At 64.8% G+C, this 19,600-nt stretch carries 20 protein-coding genes and 2 pseudogenes; 18 read left to right on the top strand and 4 right to left on the bottom strand.

The window, feature by feature from the left end; all coding sequences use genetic code 11:
• Positions 1-10: 10 nt before the first annotated feature.
• From ACIPR8_RS19440 to ACIPR8_RS19375, 14 genes are all read left to right on the top strand, one after another.
• Entirely contained in the window at positions 11-370 is a 360-nt protein-coding gene (locus ACIPR8_RS19440; protein ID WP_446542088.1) for a TIGR03745 family integrating conjugative element membrane protein, read from the top strand.
• A 12-nt stretch (positions 371-382) separates the two neighbouring features.
• Positions 383-793, top strand: a complete 411-nt coding sequence (locus ACIPR8_RS19435) for a TIGR03750 family conjugal transfer protein (RefSeq protein WP_446542087.1) — start codon at positions 383-385, stop codon at positions 791-793.
• Positions 790-1,482, top strand: a complete 693-nt coding sequence (locus tag ACIPR8_RS19430; protein WP_446542086.1) for a PFL_4703 family integrating conjugative element protein — start codon at positions 790-792, stop codon at positions 1,480-1,482. Before ACIPR8_RS19435 ends, ACIPR8_RS19430 begins: the two co-directional genes overlap by 4 nt.
• Positions 1,479-2,411, top strand: coding sequence for a TIGR03749 family integrating conjugative element protein (locus ACIPR8_RS19425; RefSeq protein WP_446542085.1), 933 nt, complete (start codon positions 1,479-1,481; stop codon positions 2,409-2,411). Before ACIPR8_RS19430 ends, ACIPR8_RS19425 begins: the two co-directional genes overlap by 4 nt.
• Positions 2,401-3,819: a TIGR03752 family integrating conjugative element protein gene (locus ACIPR8_RS19420; RefSeq protein ID WP_446542084.1), complete on the top strand. Its 1,419-nt coding sequence runs from the start codon at positions 2,401-2,403 to the stop codon at positions 3,817-3,819. The genes ACIPR8_RS19425 and ACIPR8_RS19420 overlap by 11 nt, the downstream gene beginning before the upstream one ends.
• Positions 3,800-4,240, top strand: coding sequence for a TIGR03751 family conjugal transfer lipoprotein (locus ACIPR8_RS19415; RefSeq protein ID WP_446542083.1), 441 nt, complete (start codon positions 3,800-3,802; stop codon positions 4,238-4,240). The genes ACIPR8_RS19420 and ACIPR8_RS19415 overlap by 20 nt, the downstream gene beginning before the upstream one ends.
• Complete coding sequence (locus ACIPR8_RS19410; protein ID WP_446542082.1) at positions 4,240-7,107, top strand: conjugative transfer ATPase; 2,868 nt, start codon at positions 4,240-4,242, stop codon at positions 7,105-7,107. Before ACIPR8_RS19415 ends, ACIPR8_RS19410 begins: the two co-directional genes overlap by 1 nt.
• A gap of 13 nt (positions 7,108-7,120) precedes the next feature.
• Positions 7,121-7,882 carry a DsbA family protein gene (locus tag ACIPR8_RS19405; RefSeq protein ID WP_446542081.1) on the top strand — a complete coding sequence of 254 codons (762 nt, stop codon included), beginning with the start codon at positions 7,121-7,123 and terminating at the stop codon, positions 7,880-7,882.
• Positions 7,883-8,066: 184 nt separating this feature from the next.
• Positions 8,067-8,561, top strand: coding sequence for a RadC family protein (radC, locus tag ACIPR8_RS19400; RefSeq protein WP_446542080.1), 495 nt, complete (start codon positions 8,067-8,069; stop codon positions 8,559-8,561).
• Positions 8,562-8,720: 159 nt separating this feature from the next.
• Positions 8,721-9,167, top strand: a complete 447-nt coding sequence (locus tag ACIPR8_RS19395; protein ID WP_446542079.1) for a TIGR03757 family integrating conjugative element protein — start codon at positions 8,721-8,723, stop codon at positions 9,165-9,167.
• Positions 9,168-9,184: 17 nt separating this feature from the next.
• Positions 9,185-10,111, top strand: coding sequence for a TIGR03756 family integrating conjugative element protein (locus ACIPR8_RS19390; RefSeq protein WP_446542170.1), 927 nt, complete (start codon positions 9,185-9,187; stop codon positions 10,109-10,111).
• A gap of 9 nt (positions 10,112-10,120) precedes the next feature.
• Positions 10,121-11,515: an integrating conjugative element protein gene (locus ACIPR8_RS19385; protein WP_066126832.1), complete on the top strand. Its 1,395-nt coding sequence runs from the start codon at positions 10,121-10,123 to the stop codon at positions 11,513-11,515.
• On the top strand, positions 11,512-11,871 hold the full coding sequence (locus ACIPR8_RS19380) for a hypothetical protein (RefSeq protein WP_446542078.1): 360 nt from the start codon (positions 11,512-11,514) through the stop codon (positions 11,869-11,871). The genes ACIPR8_RS19385 and ACIPR8_RS19380 overlap by 4 nt, the downstream gene beginning before the upstream one ends.
• A gap of 15 nt (positions 11,872-11,886) precedes the next feature.
• Positions 11,887-13,392 carry a conjugal transfer protein TraG N-terminal domain-containing protein gene (locus tag ACIPR8_RS19375; protein WP_446542077.1) on the top strand — a complete coding sequence of 502 codons (1,506 nt, stop codon included), beginning with the start codon at positions 11,887-11,889 and terminating at the stop codon, positions 13,390-13,392.
• On the opposite strand, the gene ACIPR8_RS19370 is transcribed toward ACIPR8_RS19375, so the two are convergent.
• Genes ACIPR8_RS19370 through ACIPR8_RS19360 form a run of 3 tightly spaced genes read right to left on the bottom strand, consistent with a single transcriptional unit; the run spans position 13,389 to position 14,548 of the window.
• Positions 13,389-13,745, bottom strand: a complete 357-nt coding sequence (locus tag ACIPR8_RS19370) for a DUF3742 family protein (RefSeq protein WP_066126822.1) — start codon at positions 13,743-13,745, stop codon at positions 13,389-13,391. The two genes, ACIPR8_RS19375 and ACIPR8_RS19370, sit on opposite strands and share 4 nt — an antisense overlap.
• Positions 13,746-13,772: 27 nt before the next feature.
• Positions 13,773-14,231, bottom strand: a complete 459-nt coding sequence (locus ACIPR8_RS19365; protein ID WP_446542076.1) for a type II toxin-antitoxin system YhaV family toxin — start codon at positions 14,229-14,231, stop codon at positions 13,773-13,775.
• Positions 14,231-14,548, bottom strand: a complete 318-nt coding sequence (locus ACIPR8_RS19360; protein ID WP_066126818.1) for a type II toxin-antitoxin system PrlF family antitoxin — start codon at positions 14,546-14,548, stop codon at positions 14,231-14,233. The genes ACIPR8_RS19365 and ACIPR8_RS19360 overlap by 1 nt, the downstream gene beginning before the upstream one ends.
• Before the next feature lie 305 nt (positions 14,549-14,853).
• Here ACIPR8_RS19360 and mobH point away from each other — a divergent pair, with 305 nt between their 5' ends.
• The 4 genes and pseudogenes from mobH (at position 14,854) to ACIPR8_RS19340 (ending at position 19,197) form a co-directional block, all read left to right on the top strand.
• Positions 14,854-16,722, top strand: a complete 1,869-nt coding sequence (mobH, locus tag ACIPR8_RS19355; RefSeq protein ID WP_446542075.1) for a MobH family relaxase — start codon at positions 14,854-14,856, stop codon at positions 16,720-16,722.
• 234 nt (positions 16,723-16,956) lie between these two features.
• Positions 16,957-18,039: pseudogene (locus tag ACIPR8_RS19350) on the top strand (IS630 family transposase).
• Between the two features lie 85 nt (positions 18,040-18,124).
• Positions 18,125-18,634 (top strand): annotated as a pseudogene (locus ACIPR8_RS19345) (transposase).
• Between the two features lie 311 nt (positions 18,635-18,945).
• Positions 18,946-19,197, top strand: a complete 252-nt coding sequence (locus tag ACIPR8_RS19340) for a hypothetical protein (RefSeq protein WP_446542074.1) — start codon at positions 18,946-18,948, stop codon at positions 19,195-19,197.
• Positions 19,198-19,340: 143 nt separating this feature from the next.
• Here the strand turns inward: ACIPR8_RS19340 and ACIPR8_RS19335 are convergent.
• Positions 19,341-19,600 (bottom strand): hypothetical protein (locus ACIPR8_RS19335; RefSeq protein ID WP_446542073.1); only part of this gene is annotated, 260 nt, incomplete at its 5' end.

Genomic DNA, 19,600 nt, shown 5'->3' with positions numbered 1-19,600 from the left:
AGGCCTGACCATGCCAAACCGCATCCTCACTTCCCGTCTTGCCCAGCGCGCCGCCGTGGCCCTGAGCGCCGCCGCGCTGCCCGCGCTGTCGTTCGCGCAGGGTCTGCCGCAGTTGGAGAACCCGACCCGCGGAACCGGCAACGGCATCCTGGAGACGATCCGCAACTACGGCTACGACATCATCATGCTCGTGGCCCTGCTGGTGGTGGCGTCGATGTTTATCGGCGTCTGCTACCACGCCTACGGCACCTACGCGGAAATCCACACGGGCCGCAAGACGTGGGGCCAGTTCGGCCTCACCGTCGCCATCGGTGCCGTCCTGCTCGTGATCGGCATCTGGCTGCTCACCGAAGCCACCGGCATCCTGTAAGGCGAGGCCGGTATGTCCGAGCAGCAGCACGTCCGTGCGGACGGGACCGTGACGTTCCTTCCGCACCGGCTCAACCGCCACCCCGTTGTCGTGCGCGGCCTCACCGCCGACGAGCTGTGGATCTGCTGCGGCCTGTCCGGCGCCGCCGGCCTGCTGGTCGGCACGCCGCTGTCGTGGGTCTTCCGCACGATCGCCATCGCGCCGACCTTCGTCGTCCTGGGCGTGGCCTTGGGCGTGTTCATCGGCGGCGGCATCCTGCGCCGCCTCAAGCGCGGGCGCCCCGACACCTGGCTGTATCGGCAACTGCAATGGCGCATCGCCACGCGCCATCCGCTGATGGCGGGCTGGGTGGGCGGCCACGTGCTGATCTCGCGCTCCGGCTTCTGGACCACCCGACGGTCTGCTTCAAGGGGGGCACGATGAGCCGGTTCAAGAACGAGATCACCCACCTGCAGGCGCACATCAAGACGCTTCGCCTGGGTGCCTGTGCCCTGGTCGTCGTCGCCCTGGTCATGGGCGGCGGCTGGTGGAGCGCGCCGCGCGATCTGACCATCCATGTCCCGCCCGACCTGCGCTCCGGAAGCACCCGGAAATGGTGGGAGGTGCCGCCCGAATCGGTCTATGCGTTCACGTTCTACGTGTTCCAGGCCCTCAACCGCTGGCCCACGAATGGCGAGGAGGACTATGCCCGCAACCTCCACACGCTCTCGCCCTACCTCACGCCGTCCTGCCAGGCCTTCCTGCGCGCGGACTACGACTACCGCCGCAGCACGGGCGAACTGCGCCAGCGCGTGCGCGGCATCTACGAGATCCCCGGCCGAGGGTATGGAGACGACCCCACGGCGCGCGTGCGCACCGTGTCCGATCGCGACTGGGTGGTGACGCTGGACATCACCGCCGACGAGTACTACGGCGCCGAGCAGGTCAAGCGGGCCCTCGTGCGCTACCCCGTGAAGGTCACGCGGGTGGACGTCGATCCGACGCGCAACCCGTTCGGCCTGGCGCTCGACTGCTTCGACGGCACGCCCCAGCGCATCAGTACGCCGGAGCCAACGCGCCCGGCGCCAAGCGGCCTGTCTCCACAAGCGCCCCAAGGAGGAAGCACCCCATGAAGCACCCTGTATTCAAGCTGCCGGGGCTGTTGGCCGTGGCCGCCGCAGTGGTCATGTCCTCTGCTGCCCAGGCGGTGGAAATCCTGCGCTGGGAACGCATGCCGCTGGCGGTGCCCTTGAAGGTCGGCCAGGAGCGCATCGTGTTCATCGACAAGAACGTCCGCGTCGGCGTGCCCGCTGGCGTCAGCGAACGCCTGCGGGTGCAGAGCGCGGGCGGCGCGGTGTACCTGCGCGCCAGCGAGCCGATCGAGCCCACACGGCTGCAATTGCAGGACGCCGACACGGGCGCGCTGATCCTGCTGGACATTGCGGCCGAGCCGCCCAAGGACGGGGAAGCCGAGCTGGAGCCGGTGCGCATCGTCGAGGGCAACAGCACCCCGGCACGCTATGGCGATCAGCCCGGCGATGCCGACGATGCCCCGGCACGCGCCCAGGACCCGACAGGCACGCGGGCAACGCGCCGCGAAACCCCGGTTCCGGTCGTGCTGACGCGCTATGCCGCGCAGAACCTCTACGCACCGCTGCGCACTGTGGAGCCGCTGCCGGGCGTCATGCGGGTGAACCTGCGCCGCGACTTCGACCTCGGCACGCTGATGCCGACGCAGCCCGTGCGCGCGGTCGCGCTCGCCTCGTGGCGTCTGGAAGACCAGTGGGTCACGGCCGTGCGCCTGACCAATAGCAGCGGCGGCTGGATCACTCTCGACCCCCGCGTGCTGCAAGGCGACTTCCTCACCGCCACCTTCCAGCACGAAGCACTCGGCCCGCGCGGAACGCCCGAGGACACGACCGTGTTGTACCTGGTGACGCGCGGGCACGGCCTTGCCCAGTCGCTGCTGCCGGCGATCAACCGCTTCGACCCAGCCGCGCATCTGCCGCAACCCGAAGCCGAGGCCACCACCGCCAGCAAGGAGTCCCGCCATGCGCAGTAACGGACTCCTGAAGTGGTTGATGATCCCCGTGGCCCTGCTGGTGCTGTTCATCGCCATCCGGATGTTTTCGGGTGGAAGCTCGTCTGCGCCTCCCGCCGCGGATGCCGGCGCCAAGCTCACGCCGGAGGAAATGAAGGCGCTGGGCATCGAGGGCGATACCCCCCGCGATACCGTAGCGACGCTCGTGGCGCAGGTGAAGCAGTTGCGCACCGAGCTTCAGACCGCCCTGTCCGACAACAAGTCCCAGCGCGAGGAGAACCAGCGCCTGCGCCAGCGCGAGAACTCCATCGATCAGCGCATCAATTCGGCCCTCGAATCCGAGCGCTCCAACCTGCGCCGCGATCAGGAACAAGCTGCCAGTGCGCGACAGCAGACCGAAGGGCTGCTCGCCGACCTGCAGCGGCGTCTGGATAGCATCGGTGGGCGCGGCGGCGGCCATGCCGATCTGCCCGTCGGCCTGGGGCTGCGCGATGGCGACGAGGCCGGCATGGAAGGCGGCTTGCGCTGGGTCGAGCCGGACGACGCGAAGAAGACCGAGGGACGCAACGGCAGTCGTGGCACGGGCAGTGGCATGAGCTTCCCGACGAGCTTCGGCCCAGCGCAAAGCACGCTGGAAACGACAGCGGAAACCGTGGCGAACGCCGGCGCCCGCGCTGCCGGGGTCAAGACGGCGAAGCCTGTCTATACGGTGCCGACCAATTCGACGCTCATGGGCTCTGTGGCGATGACGGCGCTGATCGGCCGCGTGCCGATTGACGGCACGGTCAACGATCCGTATCCGTTCAAAGTCCTGGTTGGCCCCGACAACCTCACGGCAAACGGCATCGACATTCCCGATGTGGCCGGCGCCGTGTTTTCCGGCACTGCCTCGGGCGACTGGACGCTCTCTTGTGCGCGCGGCCAGGTGCGCAGCATCACCTTTGTGTTCCATGACGGAACCATTCGGACGATTCCCGAAGACCGCGACGGCAACCAGCAGAACAACCAGCAGCGCGACGGCTTGGGCTGGATCAGCGACCCGTATGGCATTCCTTGTGTCAGTGGAGAGCGGCGCAGCAACGCCCAGCAATACCTCGGTTCGCAGGCGCTGATCACCGCGGCGGGTGCGGGCGTGGCGTCGCTTATCGACAGCGACAGCGGCCAGATGTCCTACGTGGGCGCAGACGGTTCCATCGGCAGCGTCGGCATTTCCAGCAACGAAGCCGTAGGTCGCATCCTGGCCGGTGGCGTGCGGGACATGGCCGATTGGGTGAACAAGTTGTACGGCCAGGCCTTCGCCGCCGTCTATGTCCAACCCGGCGCGAAGGTCGCCGTCCATCTCGAAAAGCCGCTCGCCATCGATTTCGATCCCGAAGGCCGCAAGGTCGATCACCGCGCAGGAGAAAGCCATGCTCTCGAACTTGAATAAGGGCCTGGCGCTGGCTCTTGCCGTCGCGGTGCTCGGCGGCTGCGCCACCAGTAAGGAAAAGCTGCTGCCGCACGGCGACAGCACAATGATGGACATCTGGGAGACCAACGCCGGCGACGGCGGCGGTGGCGCCGGCCAAGTGGCGCGCAGGCAATTGCTCGATGCACGCCAGAGCCTGCGCCGGCCGCTGACCGACGCCGACGTGCAGGCCGCGCCCGCCGAGCAGATGCGCTACACGCGCACGGCGCGCAACGAGGTCTATCGCCAGTTCCAGCGTCTGCCCAATCCCGACCTGGTGACGTACGTGTACCCGCATCTGGCGGGCACGGACCCCGTGCCGGTTCCGGGCTACACGACGGTCTTCCCCCTCTACCAGCGCGTGCAGTACGCCATGCCGGGCGAGCGCGTGGAGGACTACTGATGCGCTGGAAACTCCCCTGGCCGAAGCTGGCCGCATCCGGCGCTGGCGAGGACGAGCAGCCGGACGGCTGGCAGCGCCACGTCGAGACCTTGCGACAGGCCGGCATCCCTGAACCCGGCGCGGCGGTCCAGGACCGCAGGCCAGCGACCTTGGCAGACGAGCAGGCGCTGTACGACGTCGCGCCGTCCTTCACGGAACTGCTGCCTTGGGTGGAATTTCTGCCCCAATCGAAGTCCATGCTGCTGGAGGACGGGCAATCGGTCGCGGCCTTCTACGAGCTGGTGCCGCTGGGCACCGAAGGTCGGGAACCCGGCTGGCTCGCGCATGCCCGGGATGCGCTCGAGAACGCGCTGCAAGACTCGTTCGACGAACTGGACGAGAACCCCTGGGTGCTCCAGCTCTACGCGCAGGACGAGCCCAGCTTCGACCAGTACATGCAGACCCTGCGCGACTACGTGCAGCCGCGCGCCCGCGGCACGGCGTTCACGGAGTTCTATTTGCGCTTCTTCGGCCACCACCTGCGGGCGGTGGCCAAGCCGGGCGGGCTGTTTGAGGACACGGTGGTAACGCGGCTGCGCTGGCGGGGCCAGACGCGGCGCGTGCGCATGGTTGTCTATCGCCGGGCCACCGGCCAGGCGAGCCGCCGCGGCCAGACGCCCGAACAAATGCTCAATATCGTCTGCGACCGCCTGTGCGGCGGGCTGGCGAACGCTGGCATCCAGGCTCGGCGCATGGATGCGGCCGGGGTTCACGATTGGCTTTTGCGCTGGTTCAACCCGCGCCCAACTCTGCTGGGGCCGGGCGTGGAAGACCGCGAGCGGTTCTACGCGCTCGCGCGCTACCCTGACGAGACCGAGGAAGGCGAGATCGAGCTTGCGAGCGGGCGTGATTTCAGCCAGCGGCTGTTCTTCGGCCAGCCGCGATCCGACGTGGCGCACGGCACCTGGCACTTCGACGGCATGCCGCATCGCGTGCTAATCACCGACCGCCTGCGCATGCCGCCCGGCACGGGGCACTTGACCGGCGAAACCCGCAAGGGCGATGCGATCAACACCCTGTTCGACCAGATGCCGGAAGACACGCTGATGTGTCTCACGATGGTTGCCACACCGCAGGATGTCCTGGAAGCGGACCTCAACCACCTGGCAAAGAAGGCCGTGGGAGAGACGCTGGCGTCGGAGCAGACGCTCAAGGACGCGCAGGAGGCCCGCTCGCTGATCGGCAGCGCGCATAAGCTCTACCAGGGAACTCTGGCGTTCTACCTGCGCGGGCGCGACGAGGCGGAACTGGACCGGCGCGGGCTGGACTTGGCGAACGTCATGCTCAATGCCGGCTTGCAGCCGGTGCGCGAGGACGACGAGGTGGCGCCGCTCAACAGCTACTTGCGCTGGCTACCGTGCTGCTACAACCCCGGCCAGGACCGGCGCAAGTGGTACATCCAACTGATGTTCGCCCAGCACGCGGCGAACCTGTCGCCGGTGTGGGGCCGCGCCCAGGGTACGGGGCACCCCGGCATCACGATGTTCAACCGCGGTGGTGGGCCGATCACCTTCGACCCGCTCAACCGCCTGGACCGGCAGATGAACGCGCATCTGTTCCTGTTCGGTCCCACCGGCTCCGGTAAGAGCGCTACGCTCAACAACCTCTTGAACCAGGTCACGGCCATCTACCGGCCGCGCCTCTTCATCGTGGAAGCCGGCAACAGCTTCGGCCTGTTCAGCGATTTCGCCAAGCGCCTGAGCCTCACCGTAAACCGGGTCAAGCTGTCACCTGGCTCGGGCATCAGCCTCGCGCCATTCGCCGATGCGCGCCGGCTGATCGAGACGCCAAGCGACGTGCAGACGCTCGATGCCGATGCGCTGGATGAAGACCTACCACCGGATGCCTCGGCCATGGAGGCCGACGAACAGCGTGACGTGCTGGGCGAACTGGAGATCACGGCGCGTTTGATGATCACGGGCGGCGAAGACAAGGAAGAAGCCCGGATGACGCGGGCCGATCGCTCGCTCATCCGCCAGTGCATCCTCGACGCCGCCGAGCACTGCGTGGCCGAGAAGCGCACGGTCCTCACGCGCGACGTGCGCAATGCGCTGCGCGCCCGGGGCCAGGACCCGACACTGCCCGAGATGCGCCGCGTGCGGCTGCTGGAGATGGCAGACGCGATGGACATGTTCTGCCAAGGCACGGACGGCGAAATGTTCGACCGCGACGGCACGCCGTGGCCCGAAGCCGACATCACGCTGGTGGATCTGGCGACCTACGCTCGTGAGGGCTACAACGCCCAGCTCTCCATCGCTTACATCAGCCTGATCAGCACGGTGAACAACATCGCCGAGCGCGACCAGTATCTGGGCCGCCCGATCATCAACGTGACCGACGAAGGGCACATCATCACGAAGAACCCGCTGCTCGCGCCCTACGTGGTCAAGATCACGAAGATGTGGCGCAAGTTGGGGGCCTGGTTCTGGCTCGCGACGCAGAACATCGACGACCTGCCGCGTGCCGCGGAGCCCATGCTCAACATGATCGAGTGGTGGATCTGCCTGTCGATGCCGCCGGACGAGGTGGAGAAGATCGCCCGGTTCCGCGAACTCTCGCCCGCGCAGAAGGCGCTGATGCTTTCGGCGCGCAAAGAGGCGGGGAAATTCACCGAGGGCGTCATCCTCTCCAAGAGCTTGGAAGTGCTGTTCCGCGCCGTGCCGCCGAGCCTGTACCTCACGCTCGCGCAAACCGAACCCGAAGAGAAGGCAGAGCGTTACCAGCTCATGCAGCAATACGGCTGCACTGAACTGGAAGCAGCTTTCAAAGTGGCCGAGAAGATCGACCAGGCACGCGGCATAGAGTCGCCAGCCCTGGAACTGTCGTAAGCCGGAGAACGCCATGGAACAGAAACGTCCTGCCATTCCGATGCAGGTGCAGGCGTTCCGTTGTCGCCGCTGGCCCCGCTGGCCTTGGGCATTGGCTGCTGCGCTGATCGCGCTGCTGCTGATCTGGCTCGTGTTCCGGTCGCCCGGTGAATCCTCACCGCAATCGCCCAGGCCGGTCAGCACGGCGCAGGTGGCCGGCCCGCCCTGGCAGATGGGCAACCCCGAGGGCCGTTTCACGCTGACGCTCTATGCCGACCTGGAATGTCCGTTCTGCCGGGAGTACTTTCCGCTGCTCAAACGCTGGGTTGGCAGCAACGCCGACGTGGCCCTGCAATGGCACCACCAGCCTCTGGCCACACACGAGCCGGCCGCGTCGACTGAGGCGCGTCTTGTCGAGTGCGTCGCCGAAGCCGGCGGGCATGCTGCCTTCTGGCAGGCCGTCGAGTGGGTCTATGCTCACACGCGCAGCGACGGCCAGGGATTGCCCGATGGCCTGCGCTACCCGGAATCGACGCCGGCCGTCGAACAGTGCATGGCGAGCGGACGGGCCGATACCGTCATCCGCGCCCAGGCCACGGAGGCCACCAAAAGCGGCGTGACAGCCACGCCGTCGCTGCGCCTGCTTGATCGCCAGACGGGCCAGGCCATCCTGCTGCAGGGGCCGATCGAAGGCGATGCCTTGCTGTCGGCCATGGACATGCTTTCCGCTGACGAAACTGCCGCCACAACCACCACCGAAATGCCTGCCGACGTTGTCGGCGACATGCCCAGGTAGCCCTCGGTCTTCGAGGCTATGGCGCGGTTGTCCGTGCTGACCGATACCCGTTCGCTCCGCATCCTGGCCGCGAACAACCACCGCTGCGCGGTGGTGGATGCACCTTGTTCCATTGTTCCTATCCCCAGGAGGGCTTGCCCTCCCAGGGCGGGCGCCCTTCGATTTCACCCTCCGGAGGTTCGCCATGTCTTTCGTCGTCAATGACTCCTGCGTGGAGTCGCTTTCCGCCGTCGCAGCCCAGCATGAGGACTGGATCATCCAGCAGGCTATCGCGTTGCTGGAGAGACGGATCTTCAAAGTCGGACCGTGCCTCAGCCGCCCGGCTGCCGTGCGGGACTACCTGCGTCTGAAACTGGTCGCTGAGCCCAACGAGGTATTCGCAGCCGTGTTCCTGGACAGCATGCACCAGGTGTTGGCCTACGAACCGCTGTTCAGGGGCACGATCAACTCGACTGCGGTCTATCCCCGTGTCGTCGTGCAGCGTGTATTGGAGCTGAAAGCCGCCGCTGTGATCTTCGCGCACCAGCACCCCTCAGGTGTCACTGAGCCGTCGAGCGCCGATCAAGCGCTGACCCAGCGATTGCAGGCTGCGCTGGCGCTCATCGATGTTCGGGTACTGGACCACATCGTCGTCGGTCTGGGAAATCCGTACTCCTTCGCTGAGCACGGCCTGCTGTAGCGCATCGTTTCATTGATCACTGCGGGGGCTTCGGCCTCCGCTTTTCTTTGCGGCGAGACAAGCAGGAATGCGGGGTGCCCGCGATGCGCATTGTTTGTGGGGCCCGCATTGGGTTCGGCGTTTGACTATGACCCTGATCAACTTTCAGGAGCACGCGACATGCCAGCTTCTTTTTCCAGGTTCGCGCCGGGCTGGCGGACCCTTGGTCTGGCCGTTGCGCTGCCGGCCGCTCTCGCGGTTTTCAGCCCGGCCACCTTCGCCGCCGACGTGGTGGTCGTCACCGACAGCCGCCACCCGGTCAAGACCATGGGCGGCGAGCGGCTGATCGAGCTGGACGAAGCACATCGGATTGAAGCGGAGCTTTCTGCCGAACTCCCCGCCGATCCTGAAGAGGCCGCCGCCATCGTCAAGCGTCGGCTGAACAGTAGCGGTGCCGACCTTCAGCGCCGCATTGCATCCGCGTACCAGGGCGTCACCGACGCATGGAGCTTGGGCATCACCAGCATCCCCGCCGTCGTGGTGGATCAGCGCTACGTGGTCTATGGCGAGCCCGACGTGGCCCGCGCCGTCACGCGCATCCAGCAGCACCGGAGGGCCCAACCGTGACCCGCCCATTCAACCTGATGCGCCGCCTGCGGGCTGGCGTTGCATCCGTGCTGCTGCTCAGCGCCACGGGCAGCTATGCGCTCAACACCGCAACCATCGTCGGCTCGGTGGCATCGCCAGACTGCCTCGAATACCGCGTCGTCGGGATCTGCTACTGGCTCTACTGCACCTGGACGGGCTGTACGGTACGCACGTCCATCAAGGTTCGCCACTACATTCCCGATGCGGTCGTCTCCAGCTACAGCAACACCGGCGAGAGCCCCTGGATCGAAGTCCGGCCGATGAGCACGCCCAACCCATCCGCCCAAGCCGGCGGGGACGGAACCACGAACGAAGGCCACGAAAACAACCTCGCGAAATTCAAGAACGCCGACGTGATCGGCCACCCTGGCGTCGAGGTGTTCAACCAGTTCGTCTCATCGTCGGGCTACTTCTGCGAGGGTGCGGGCACGGCGTTCATGCCGTATCTGCTCAGCACCTTGGACACGCTGGCCTGGCGTTACAACGTGCCCGAGATGGCCTACCCGGAAGCGCTGATTCCGGGCATGCGCGAGGTCGGCGCGCGCTCGACGTTGAACCTCTGGGGCAACGTGTATCCGCGCGGCGGCTTCCTGCACCAGACGGACGATCACAAGGCCGGTGCCCTGGTGGCTCAGCGTGCCGGCGACGTCGTTACTCGGCGCGGGCAGTTGCACGTGTACCAGCCGCTGCTCGCCAATTCCCGCGATGGCTACTGGCCGGCTGGCGCGCTGATGGAGGGCAACGCCTCGACTGGCAAGTGGCAGGTACTCACGCCCGTCCTGTCCTCGTCTTGCACGGTCTTCCCGCGCGGCGGCTCCCTGACGCAAGCCCAGCAAGGCGACTACGCCTGGGCGCTGTGGCGGCCGTATGCCTGCTGCGAACGCCGCGGGCAGGTGTTCCTTGGCAGCGTTGATTTCCTCTGAGGTGCCGCGATGAAGCGTCCTGAACCGACGAATCTCTCCACCAGAGCGTGCCGCCTGCTGCGTCCGACGGCACTGGCCGGCGCGCTCGCCCTGGGCTGCGGCCTGGCATGGGCACAGGCCGGATACCAGAACAGCGGCCCCGTCATCGGTGATGACGTCATGTATTCGATTGGCGGCGGCAGCGCGGTATCCATGGGACGCGCCGCCGGCATGCGTTCGATCGGCGTCGGCGTGGGTTGGAACAGCAACCTGATCTGCGGAGACATGAGCATTCAGACCACGCTGCGCAACCAGCTCAACGGCGTCACGAATGGCTTTCAGCAGATCATGAGTAACGTGATCCAGAGCGCGACCAGCGCGGTGGCGTCCCTGCCTGCGCTGATCATCCAGCGCGCCGATCCGGGCCTGTACAACCTGCTGACCAACGGCGTGCTGCAGGCACGCCTGGATTTCGACCGTTCGAAGCTCACTTGCAGGGCGATGGCCGAGAAGATGGCCGAGACGGCTGGCGGCCAGCTTGGCTGGAACCAGATGGCCGAAGGCATGGCGCTACGCGATGCGGTGTCGAGCACGGATGCCGTGTCGGCGATCGAGCAGGCCGAGACGCGCCGCGGCAATGACGGTGTACCCTGGGTTGGCGGCAGCAATGCCGGCGGTGCAGGCCAGCCCGCTATTCGGGTGGTCGGCGATGTCACCCGCGCAGGCTACAACCTGGTCAACGGTCGTGGCGTGACCGATACATCGTCCATCGCAGCAGCCAGTTGCGCCAGTCTGTCATGCCAGACCTGGTCCTCGCCGCAGCAGGCGATCGAATGGGCCACACGGGTCCTCGGGGAGCAGGAGCAGCGCACATGCGATTCCTGCACCAAGACCGAGACGGTGCCCGGCGTCGGACTGACGCCGCTGATCCAGGAGGAGTACGAGGCGAAGCTGGAAACCTTGCACGAGCTGATCTCGGGGACGCGCAACACGACGTTCGAGAACCTGCGCGAGGCTGGTAGCAACTCACTCCCCATCACCCGCAGCGTCATCGAGGCGCTACGCGACGAGCCGGATCAAGACCTGTTAGCGCGACGCTTAGCGTCTGAGGTCGCTCTCTCGTCGGTGCTAGAGAAGGCATTGCTGCTCCAGCGGACCCTGCTGACGGGCAAGAAGGAACCCAACGTGGCGGCCAACCAGTTGGCCGTCGAGGCGGTGAACAACGAGAGCAACACGCTCGATCAGGAGATCCGCAACCTCAAGACCGAACTGGAGTTGCGCCGCGAGTTGGCCAACAACTCGCCGATGGCCATCATCCAGCGCCATGGTACGCGCGCGGCGGGTTCGCGCGGCGTCTATGAGGGCGACCCGGTGCCCGACCGCCTCGACCAGTTGCAAAAGGGCAATCCGGGAGGTCGGCCATGAGTGCGACCTGGCTGCGGCCGCGCTGGCTGTTCAGCCGGCGCGCGGCGAAGACGCTGGTGTGGACGGTGGCAATCATCGCCACTGCCGTGGGAGCCAACGTCGCCGGCATCTACCTGGTCGGCAGCGTCGCCGGCTGGGAGCGGTGGCTGGCTGCCGCCGCAGGCTATTTCCTGGTGTGGCGGCTGTGCCTGTACGTGGCGACGGCCTACGGATGGGTCTGGATGCGCCGCCGGCTGCTGGCGCGTGAAGCCCAGAACGGCACAGATAGGCAGGCACGGCGCCGCCTAGTGCGCAGCGAGATCGCCGGTGTCATCGCTATCGTGGCGCTGGAAGCCAGCTTGCTGGTGCAGGGCTGAGGGGAGATTCAGGCAATGACGCTTTTTACGACCGACTACCTGGAGTACTACCTCACCCTTGTGTCCTGGATCGTCCATAACGGGATCTGGGCCGTGCTGGTATCCAGCGGGGTGTTTGCGCTGCCCTTTGTGGCAATCATCGTGCAGGAATGGCTGAAGGCCCGCGCGGAAGGCGCGGACGAAGGCAACAAGGGTGTGCTTTCGGCTGCGCGCATCGAGAACCGGGTGTTCGTGGCCATCGTGGTGGTGATGTTCGCGGGCATCCCATTCATCGACGTTGATCTCAACACCATCCAATACGACAGCTCGCGCTCGGCCCAGTGCCAGGTCAGCGTGCCGCAGCCCACGGATACCGGCTGGTCGCAGTCCTTTAGCACACTGAACAACCAGTCGGCGAAGGTGCCGGTCTGGTGGGGCTTCATGCACGCGCTCTCGCGCGCCGTCACGGGTGCCTCGGTGGCGGCGATCCCGTGCGGGACGGACCTGCGGCAGATGAGGATGGAGATCGACGCCACGCGCATCGACGATCCGGTACTGGCTCAGGAGGTGGCGGACTTCACGCACGACTGCTACGGGCCGGCCCGAGCGAAATTGTTCATGCAGCGCCCACAGCTTGACGAAGAGCAGATGCACGATGTCACTTGGATCGGCTCGCGCTTTTTTACGGACACGGCTGGCTACTACGATAACTATCGATCCAGCACGCCACGCAACGACTGGCCCTACGACAGCACCCGCGATGCGGGGCTGGCGCAGGTGGCCAGCAGCGGCGGCTACCCGACCTGCAGGCAATGGTGGGTCGACGGCAGCAACGGCCTGCGCGCACGGCTACTGGGCCAGGTGGATCCGAGCCTGCTGAATCGCTTGGCGGGCTGGGCCGGGTTCCTGAGCCGGGCCCAGGTGGACGATTCGGTGATTCGCACGATCGCCTCACCGCGGCAGCAAAAGCTCAACCAGGGTTCGGTCTATACCGACTACGGCGGCCAGATCGACAAGACCTTGCCGAACATCGTGACGCGGGCCACCGGCGACGTAGGCCTGGCGGTTGGAGCGATTGCCGCGTTCCCTGCCATGGATGTAGTGCGCCAGGCGCTGCCCATGGTGCTGGCCTTGCTCAAGCTGGCGCTGGTCATCTGCATCCCGCTGGTGCTGGTCGTGGGCACCTATGACCTGAAGACGGTCATCACCGTCAGCGTCGTGCAGTTCGCGCTGTTCTTCGTGGATTTCTGGTTCCAGCTCGCACGCTGGATCGACAGCACCATCCTCGATGCGCTCTACGGGTGGGGTTGGGGGTGGAATCGGCCGCACAACAATTTCGATCCGCTGGTCGGCTTGAACAATGCGTTCGGCGACCTGCTCTTGAACTTCGTCATGGGGGCAATGTTCATCGTGCTACCCGCATTCTGGGTTGGAGCGCTTGCCTGGGCCGGCATTCGGGCAGGCAACATTGCACAGATGATGGCGACGTCGACCGATGGGGCCAAAGCCGCAGGAAGCAAGGCTGTTAACAAAGTGGTCTAGTCATCCTCATCTTGTCCAGGATCGACGCGCGTTTCGCCACGATATAGACCATAGCCTGACCAGCCCATCCGCCATTCCGCTTTCTCGTCGTCTTCAATGGACACATTCCCGGCAGCTCGGGCAACCATTGCGGTGAACACCAGCAGCAGAGCCAGCCAGAAGGTGGTGTATAGCAGCACACCGAGCACGACCAACTTGACCAACCACAGCAGCGCGGTGGCGCCAGCCGCCGGTACCCCCCTGGAGGCCAGCCAGTTCGACACTCGCCCTTCGCCGCGGGCATAGGCGCGCCATCCGCGGCCGAAGCTGTGGCCAAGCCGTTCTGCGGTGCTGGTGCGGGTTGTCCTACTCATGGTCGTCTCCTGCTACATGCGGAATGCCTATTCCAGTTTGCTCCAATCCTGCTTGCTTGCCAGTACCAATGCGTTCCAGTCGTCTGGCGGATTTCCCCGTCCCAACATCTTCTCAAAAACGGCATAGGGGTCTGACTTGCTCCCCGATGATCGCAAGGTCTGCTCATCATTGACCCAGGCGTACACGATGACCTTCGCCTTCGAGTCGTACCGGAAGAACAGCCGGAACCGCCTTCCGATCTTGGCCCGTCGCCAGTGCCGGTGGGCGGGCCCCAGGGTGTTGCCCTGGCGATACTCGTCGCGCGCCGGATCACCCGGCACCACATCCAGCATCAACTGACTCAAAGCCCGGAAGAGCTTGACGTTGGCGTTGGACTCGAAGCCCTCCGGGTCGTTCTCCTGCGCGCGCCGCGCCGCTGCATCCAACTTCTGCAACTGCTCGATTACGCAGTCATGGAATAGCAGCGTCCAGCCATGCCGTTGCATCAGAGCGCCACTTCCCCGTCGATTTCCTCGTCCAGCTTCACGCCGTGACCCGCTTGCTCCAGCATGGCGCGAGCCAGGTCCTCGGGCAGGCCATGGACGTTCCGGCCCGCCTCGATGTCGCGGGCCAGCAGACTCAGGAACGCACCGATGGCGGGGTCCTCATGCTCGGCGTTGGCACGGGTCACGACGACTTCTCCGTCACGCAGGTCGAACGCAACCTTGCCGCCGGCATCGACGCCGAGCGCCTGCCGGATGGGCTTGGGCAGCGTGATCTGGCCTTTTGAGGTCAGGGTGGCAATTTCATGAATGGCAGGCATGGCCGTTCTCCTAATAGCGATGCCTCGATGGTAAGGAATATTCCTTACCATGTCAATATGGGGTCGCATGGCGTCCTCCCGAGTCCAAGAATCGGCCCATCGTAGTGCGGGAACACCAAGCCTTCACGCATCAATCCGGCCCGCCGAACCCCGCATTGGCCGTGGACGGTCAATGCCCCACGCCCTATACCCAAATGGTTAAAGGCCAAAGGGCAGAAAGGGCAAGGGAATGGGGTGCAAGGGGAAAGGCCCTACCTCGAAAAGGCGAAAAGGCCTCCCGGTCGGCCCGCCACCAGGACACTTACATGCTCTCACTGTTCCAGCGAAAACGGCCCCCGGTCGCTGCCGCTCCGTCGCCAGCGCCCGCCACCGATCTTCCGAAAGGGTTGTTGCGGCCCGAGTCGGCGGCATCGCTGCTGGCGACGCCGCGCCGGCAGAAGCTGCTGGAGCACATCTGGCATCGCACATCGCTCTCGCGCAAACAGTTCGCCACCCTGTACCGCACGCCGCTAGAACGCTACGCCGAATTGGTCCAGGGGTTCCCGGCTTCCGAAGCGCATCACCACGCATACCCGGGCGGCATGCTCGATCACGGCCTCGAAATCGTCGCTTACAGCCTGAAGCTACGGCAGTCCCATCTGCTGCCCATCGGCGCCAATCCCGAAGACCAAGCGGCGCAGTCCGAGGCCTGGACAGCCGCCGTTGCCTATGCTGCGCTACTGCACGACATTGGCAAGATCGCTGTCGATCTGCACGTCGAGCTGGCCGATGGCAGCACCTGGCACCCGTGGCACGGCCCGCTGCACCAGTCGTACCGCTTCCGCTACCGCGAGGACCGCGAGTACCGCCTGCACAGTGCCGCGACGGGATTGCTCTACCGACAACTGCTGGATGCCCATATCCTGGATTGGCTCAGTGGCTACCCCGATCTGTGGGGGCCGCTGCTCTACGTCCTGGCCGGCCAGTACGAATGCGCGGGCGTGCTGGGCGAACTCGTCGTGCAGGCAGACCGGGCTTCGGTGGCCCAGGAACTGGGGGGCGATCCCGCTCGCGCCATGGCCGCGCCTAAGCACGCGCTGCAACGCAAGCTACTCGACGGGCTGCGTTATCTGCTCAAGGAAGAGTTGAAGCTGAACCAGCCCGAGGCCTCTGATGGCTGGCTCACCGAGGACGCACTATGGCTGGTGAGCAAGACGGTTTCCGACAAGCTGCGCGCGCATCTGCTGTCCCAAGGCATTGACGGCATTCCCTCGAACAACACCGCCGTGTTCAACGTGCTGCAGGACCACGGCATGTTGCAGCCGACGCCGGAGGACAAGGCAGTCTGGCGCGCGACCGTGACCAGCGCGAGCGGCTGGTCCCATTCATTCACCCTGTTGCGCCTCGCTCCCCCGCTGATCTGGGAATTTGGCGAGCGACCGGCGCCTTTTGCCGGCACGGTGGCGATCGACGCGACGCCTGCTGCAGATAGCGACGCCGGTGCGCCGGATACTCTGCTGGCGACCGTAGCGCAGCCAGCCCCGGAAGGCCAGCAGACGCCGCCATGGGAGGGTGACAGTACCATCGTCACCGCGTCACCGCCCGCAGGCCAGCCCATGCCTGACGTGATGGAGGACATGCTGGCCATGGTTGGCATGAGCGGCACACTCAGCACCGGGCCGGAAGCAACGGCTACCGCGGACGCGGTGCATCCGACACGCACCGAACCATCCGTACCCGCGACGGGCGTCGCGCTTCACCAATCAACGGTGCCTCAGGCCGAGCCATCTTCCAAGAGAGCGCAGCTGTCGGGCGAGCATTTCACGGCATGGCTCAAGCAGGGGGTCACCTCTCGTCGGCTCATCATCAACGACGCGAAAGCCCTGGTGCATACGGTGAGCGACACAGCCTATCTCGTCAGCCCGGGCGTGTTCCAACGCTATGCGCAGGAACACCCAGAGGTCGGCACGCTCGCCAAGCAGGAGAACCAGCAGGATTGGCAGTGGGTGCAAAAACGCTTCGAGCGGCTGCAACTGCATCGGAAGCAGCCGAGCGGCCTGAACATCTGGACTTGCGATGTCACCGGCCCCAGGAAATCTCGCCGCCTGCATGGCTACCTGCTGGAAGACGCGACCGCGCTGTTCCAGGGCATACCCCCCAACAATCCATACCTTTCACTGATCCAAGACCTGTGACGCCACCGGGCTCTGAATCATCTTCTCACAGCACTTGCATATCCACGCTCCATTGCAGGCAACTTGCTGGCGCAATCAATAGATGCACTCTGGGGACCAATTCCTTTTCGGGGCATCACCCCACTTCCTTTCTGCACATTGCGCACACCATCGACGGCCTTTCCGTGCAGGCTATGTGCTCGACAAGCTGCTGCTTGGGAATGCAGCGTAGTAGCTATTATGGCGAGAAGGCAGATGGGGCGTCCGCAACTGGAACTGGGAGTGAGCGCGCAAGAGCGTGCCGAGCTTGAAGCGATTGCCGGCTCCCGCAGCCTTCCGCATGCTCTGGTGCGGCGGGCACAGATGATCTTGTGGAGTGACGATGGCTTGACGGTCCGTGAGATTGCACGCCGAACCAAGGTAACGCCGGCGGCGGTGTCGAACTGGCGCAAGCGTTTCCGGGAAGCGCGTGTCCGGGGACTTCATGACGCGTTCAAGCCGGGACGCCCCCGGTCGCACGACGATGATCGCATCGCCGAGTTGCTCAACGCGGCGTTGCTGCGCAAGCCGGAAGCGGGAACGCACTGGACGATCCGTGGGCTGGCTGGTGAGACGGGTGTTTCCAAGAGTTCGGTGCAGCGGTACCTGAAACTGTTCGGCGTGCAGCCACACAGAAGCCGGACGTTCAAGTTATCCAATGATCCGTTCTTCATCGAGAAGGCTCGCGACATCGTGGGCTTGTATCTGAACCCTCCGGACCATGCGCTGGTGCTGTGCGTGGATGAAAAGAGCCAGGTGTAGGCGCTGGAGCGAACACAGCCCTTGCTGCCGATGGGACTGGGTTACGTGGAACGCGTGACCCACGATTACGTTCGCCATGGCACGACAACCCTATTCGCTGCCTTGGACGTGGCCAATGGCACGGTCTTGACGCAATGCAAGCCCAAGCATCGACACCAGGAGTTCCTGTCCTTCCTGCGGCATATCGAGGCCAATGTGCCGGAAGCTCTGGACGTGCATCTGATCGTGGACGACTACGCTACGCACAAGCATCCGAAGGTGCGGGCATGGCTGGCCCGCAGGCCAAGATTCCATCTGCACTTCACGCCGACCTATAGCTCATGGCTCAATCAGGTCGAGCGTTGGTTCGGCATCATCACACAGCGTGCCATCCGCCGGGGATCTTTCACTTCGGTCTCGGATCTACGACAACGCATCCAGAAGTTCGTCGATCATTGGAATCAGCATCCGAAGCCATTCTCATGGTCGGCAACGGCCGACTCGATCCTGGAAAAGCTCGCCCGTCTTGGCAAAGTTATCTCTGGGACACGACACTAGGGATGCTCTGAACAACTACTTCGGTAGTGCCGGCCGCTGGCCAGCAGCCTGAGAGACAATGGCGGCACACGTTGAGAAGCTATCCATGCAGCTGACATTTGGTGATGCTGAGGGCCTGGGCAAGCGCAAGCAAACCCGGCGCGAGATCTTCCTTGCCGAGATGGAGCAGATAGTGCCGTTGAACGCGCTGCTGGCTCAGATCGAGCCGCACTACCCGCGCTCAGGCCGCGTGGGTCGGCCGCCGTATTCGATGGAGACGATGCTGCGCATCCACCCGCTGCAGCAGTGGTACGCGGCTATACCGGTGCAGACAAGCGCGCTGAGCTGTCCGACTGCAAGGCGATGTTCTTCCGCCGCCAAGCGCTCGCAGGCCAAGGCCATTGGCAACGCGCGGGAGCGCAAGCAGGTTGAACGCTGGGAGAGCTGCAAGGCAAGCATGCGTGCCAAGGTCGAGCACCCGTTCCGGGTGATCAAACGTCAGTTCGGTTACACCAAGGTGCGCTACCGCGGCCTGGCTAAGAACACTGCACAGGTGCTGACATTGTTTGCGCTGTCCAATCTGTGGATGGTGCGCCGGCAGTTGCTGTCGGCATAGGGATAAATCCGCCCTGAGGGGCCAGTGCGGCGCCGCCAGAGCGATGAGAAACAACAATCCTCTGCCTCTGGCGGCTCCGGACCACTTCGGCGCCTGAAATCCAGCACTCAGCGACGATTGTTCAGGGCATCCCTAGCGCACCATCGCCTGCCCCGGCTGCTACCTGATTGCCCCTTTCGCATTGGCAGATGCAGCACGCCGAGTGCATGTTGCCGCAAAAGCTCGTGAGAGGGCGCATCAGCCAGTCATCCAGGAACAGGTATCATGGTAGCCAGAGCAACCATTCCGAGCTAGCGCCAGGAGAAGATGGCATGCCCAATACCGGTCAGTTCTACTTGCATGAAGTAATCGGCCAAACGGACGAAAGAGATCGGCTGCTACAGATTACGCGGGTCGAATGCCGGTGCCTTGCTTGCTGTCACAATCTCAGCGCGCGGCTCAACGATGGCCTCATCGATCTGCAACGTGGTGCGGTTTTGATCTGCCCTACCTGCGGCAACCGCCAAGCCATCAGCATCGCTCGCTTTGATTGCTTCCTCGAACGCATCAGGAAAAGGCTTTAGCCCCCCCCCTTAAGCGGCCCCTACGGCACTCAAAGATCCGGCAGACCCAACGCCCTACGCACCATTGTCGGCAGCAGAGTCGTTGACCGCGTCAGTGCTCACGAGTCAGCTGGTCGTATATCTGCAGTAGCTCTATGCAGCGATCACATCGCCGGTGCAATGCGATTGATTGCGATCTGATCCAGCGCGACGCCGACGAACTTTCGAAGGCTACCACAAACGATACCCATGCCATCATCATGGGTTTGCACCAGCTTTGACCCGCCATCCACCATCGACTTGAACTCCTTCATGCGGAGCGCGTCTCCACCGTGAGAGCTTAGCCGAACTGAACGAATGCTCCCGCCGAAGCAGGAGCGCCACTCCCCAATGCGGCTCTCCTTGTTGACCGTCTCCACAATGT

Source organism: Stenotrophomonas sp. LARHCG68 (genome assembly GCF_052871705.1).
The sequence above is the reverse complement of the archived record's forward strand: the minus strand, read 5'-3'. Positions and strand labels throughout refer to the sequence as shown.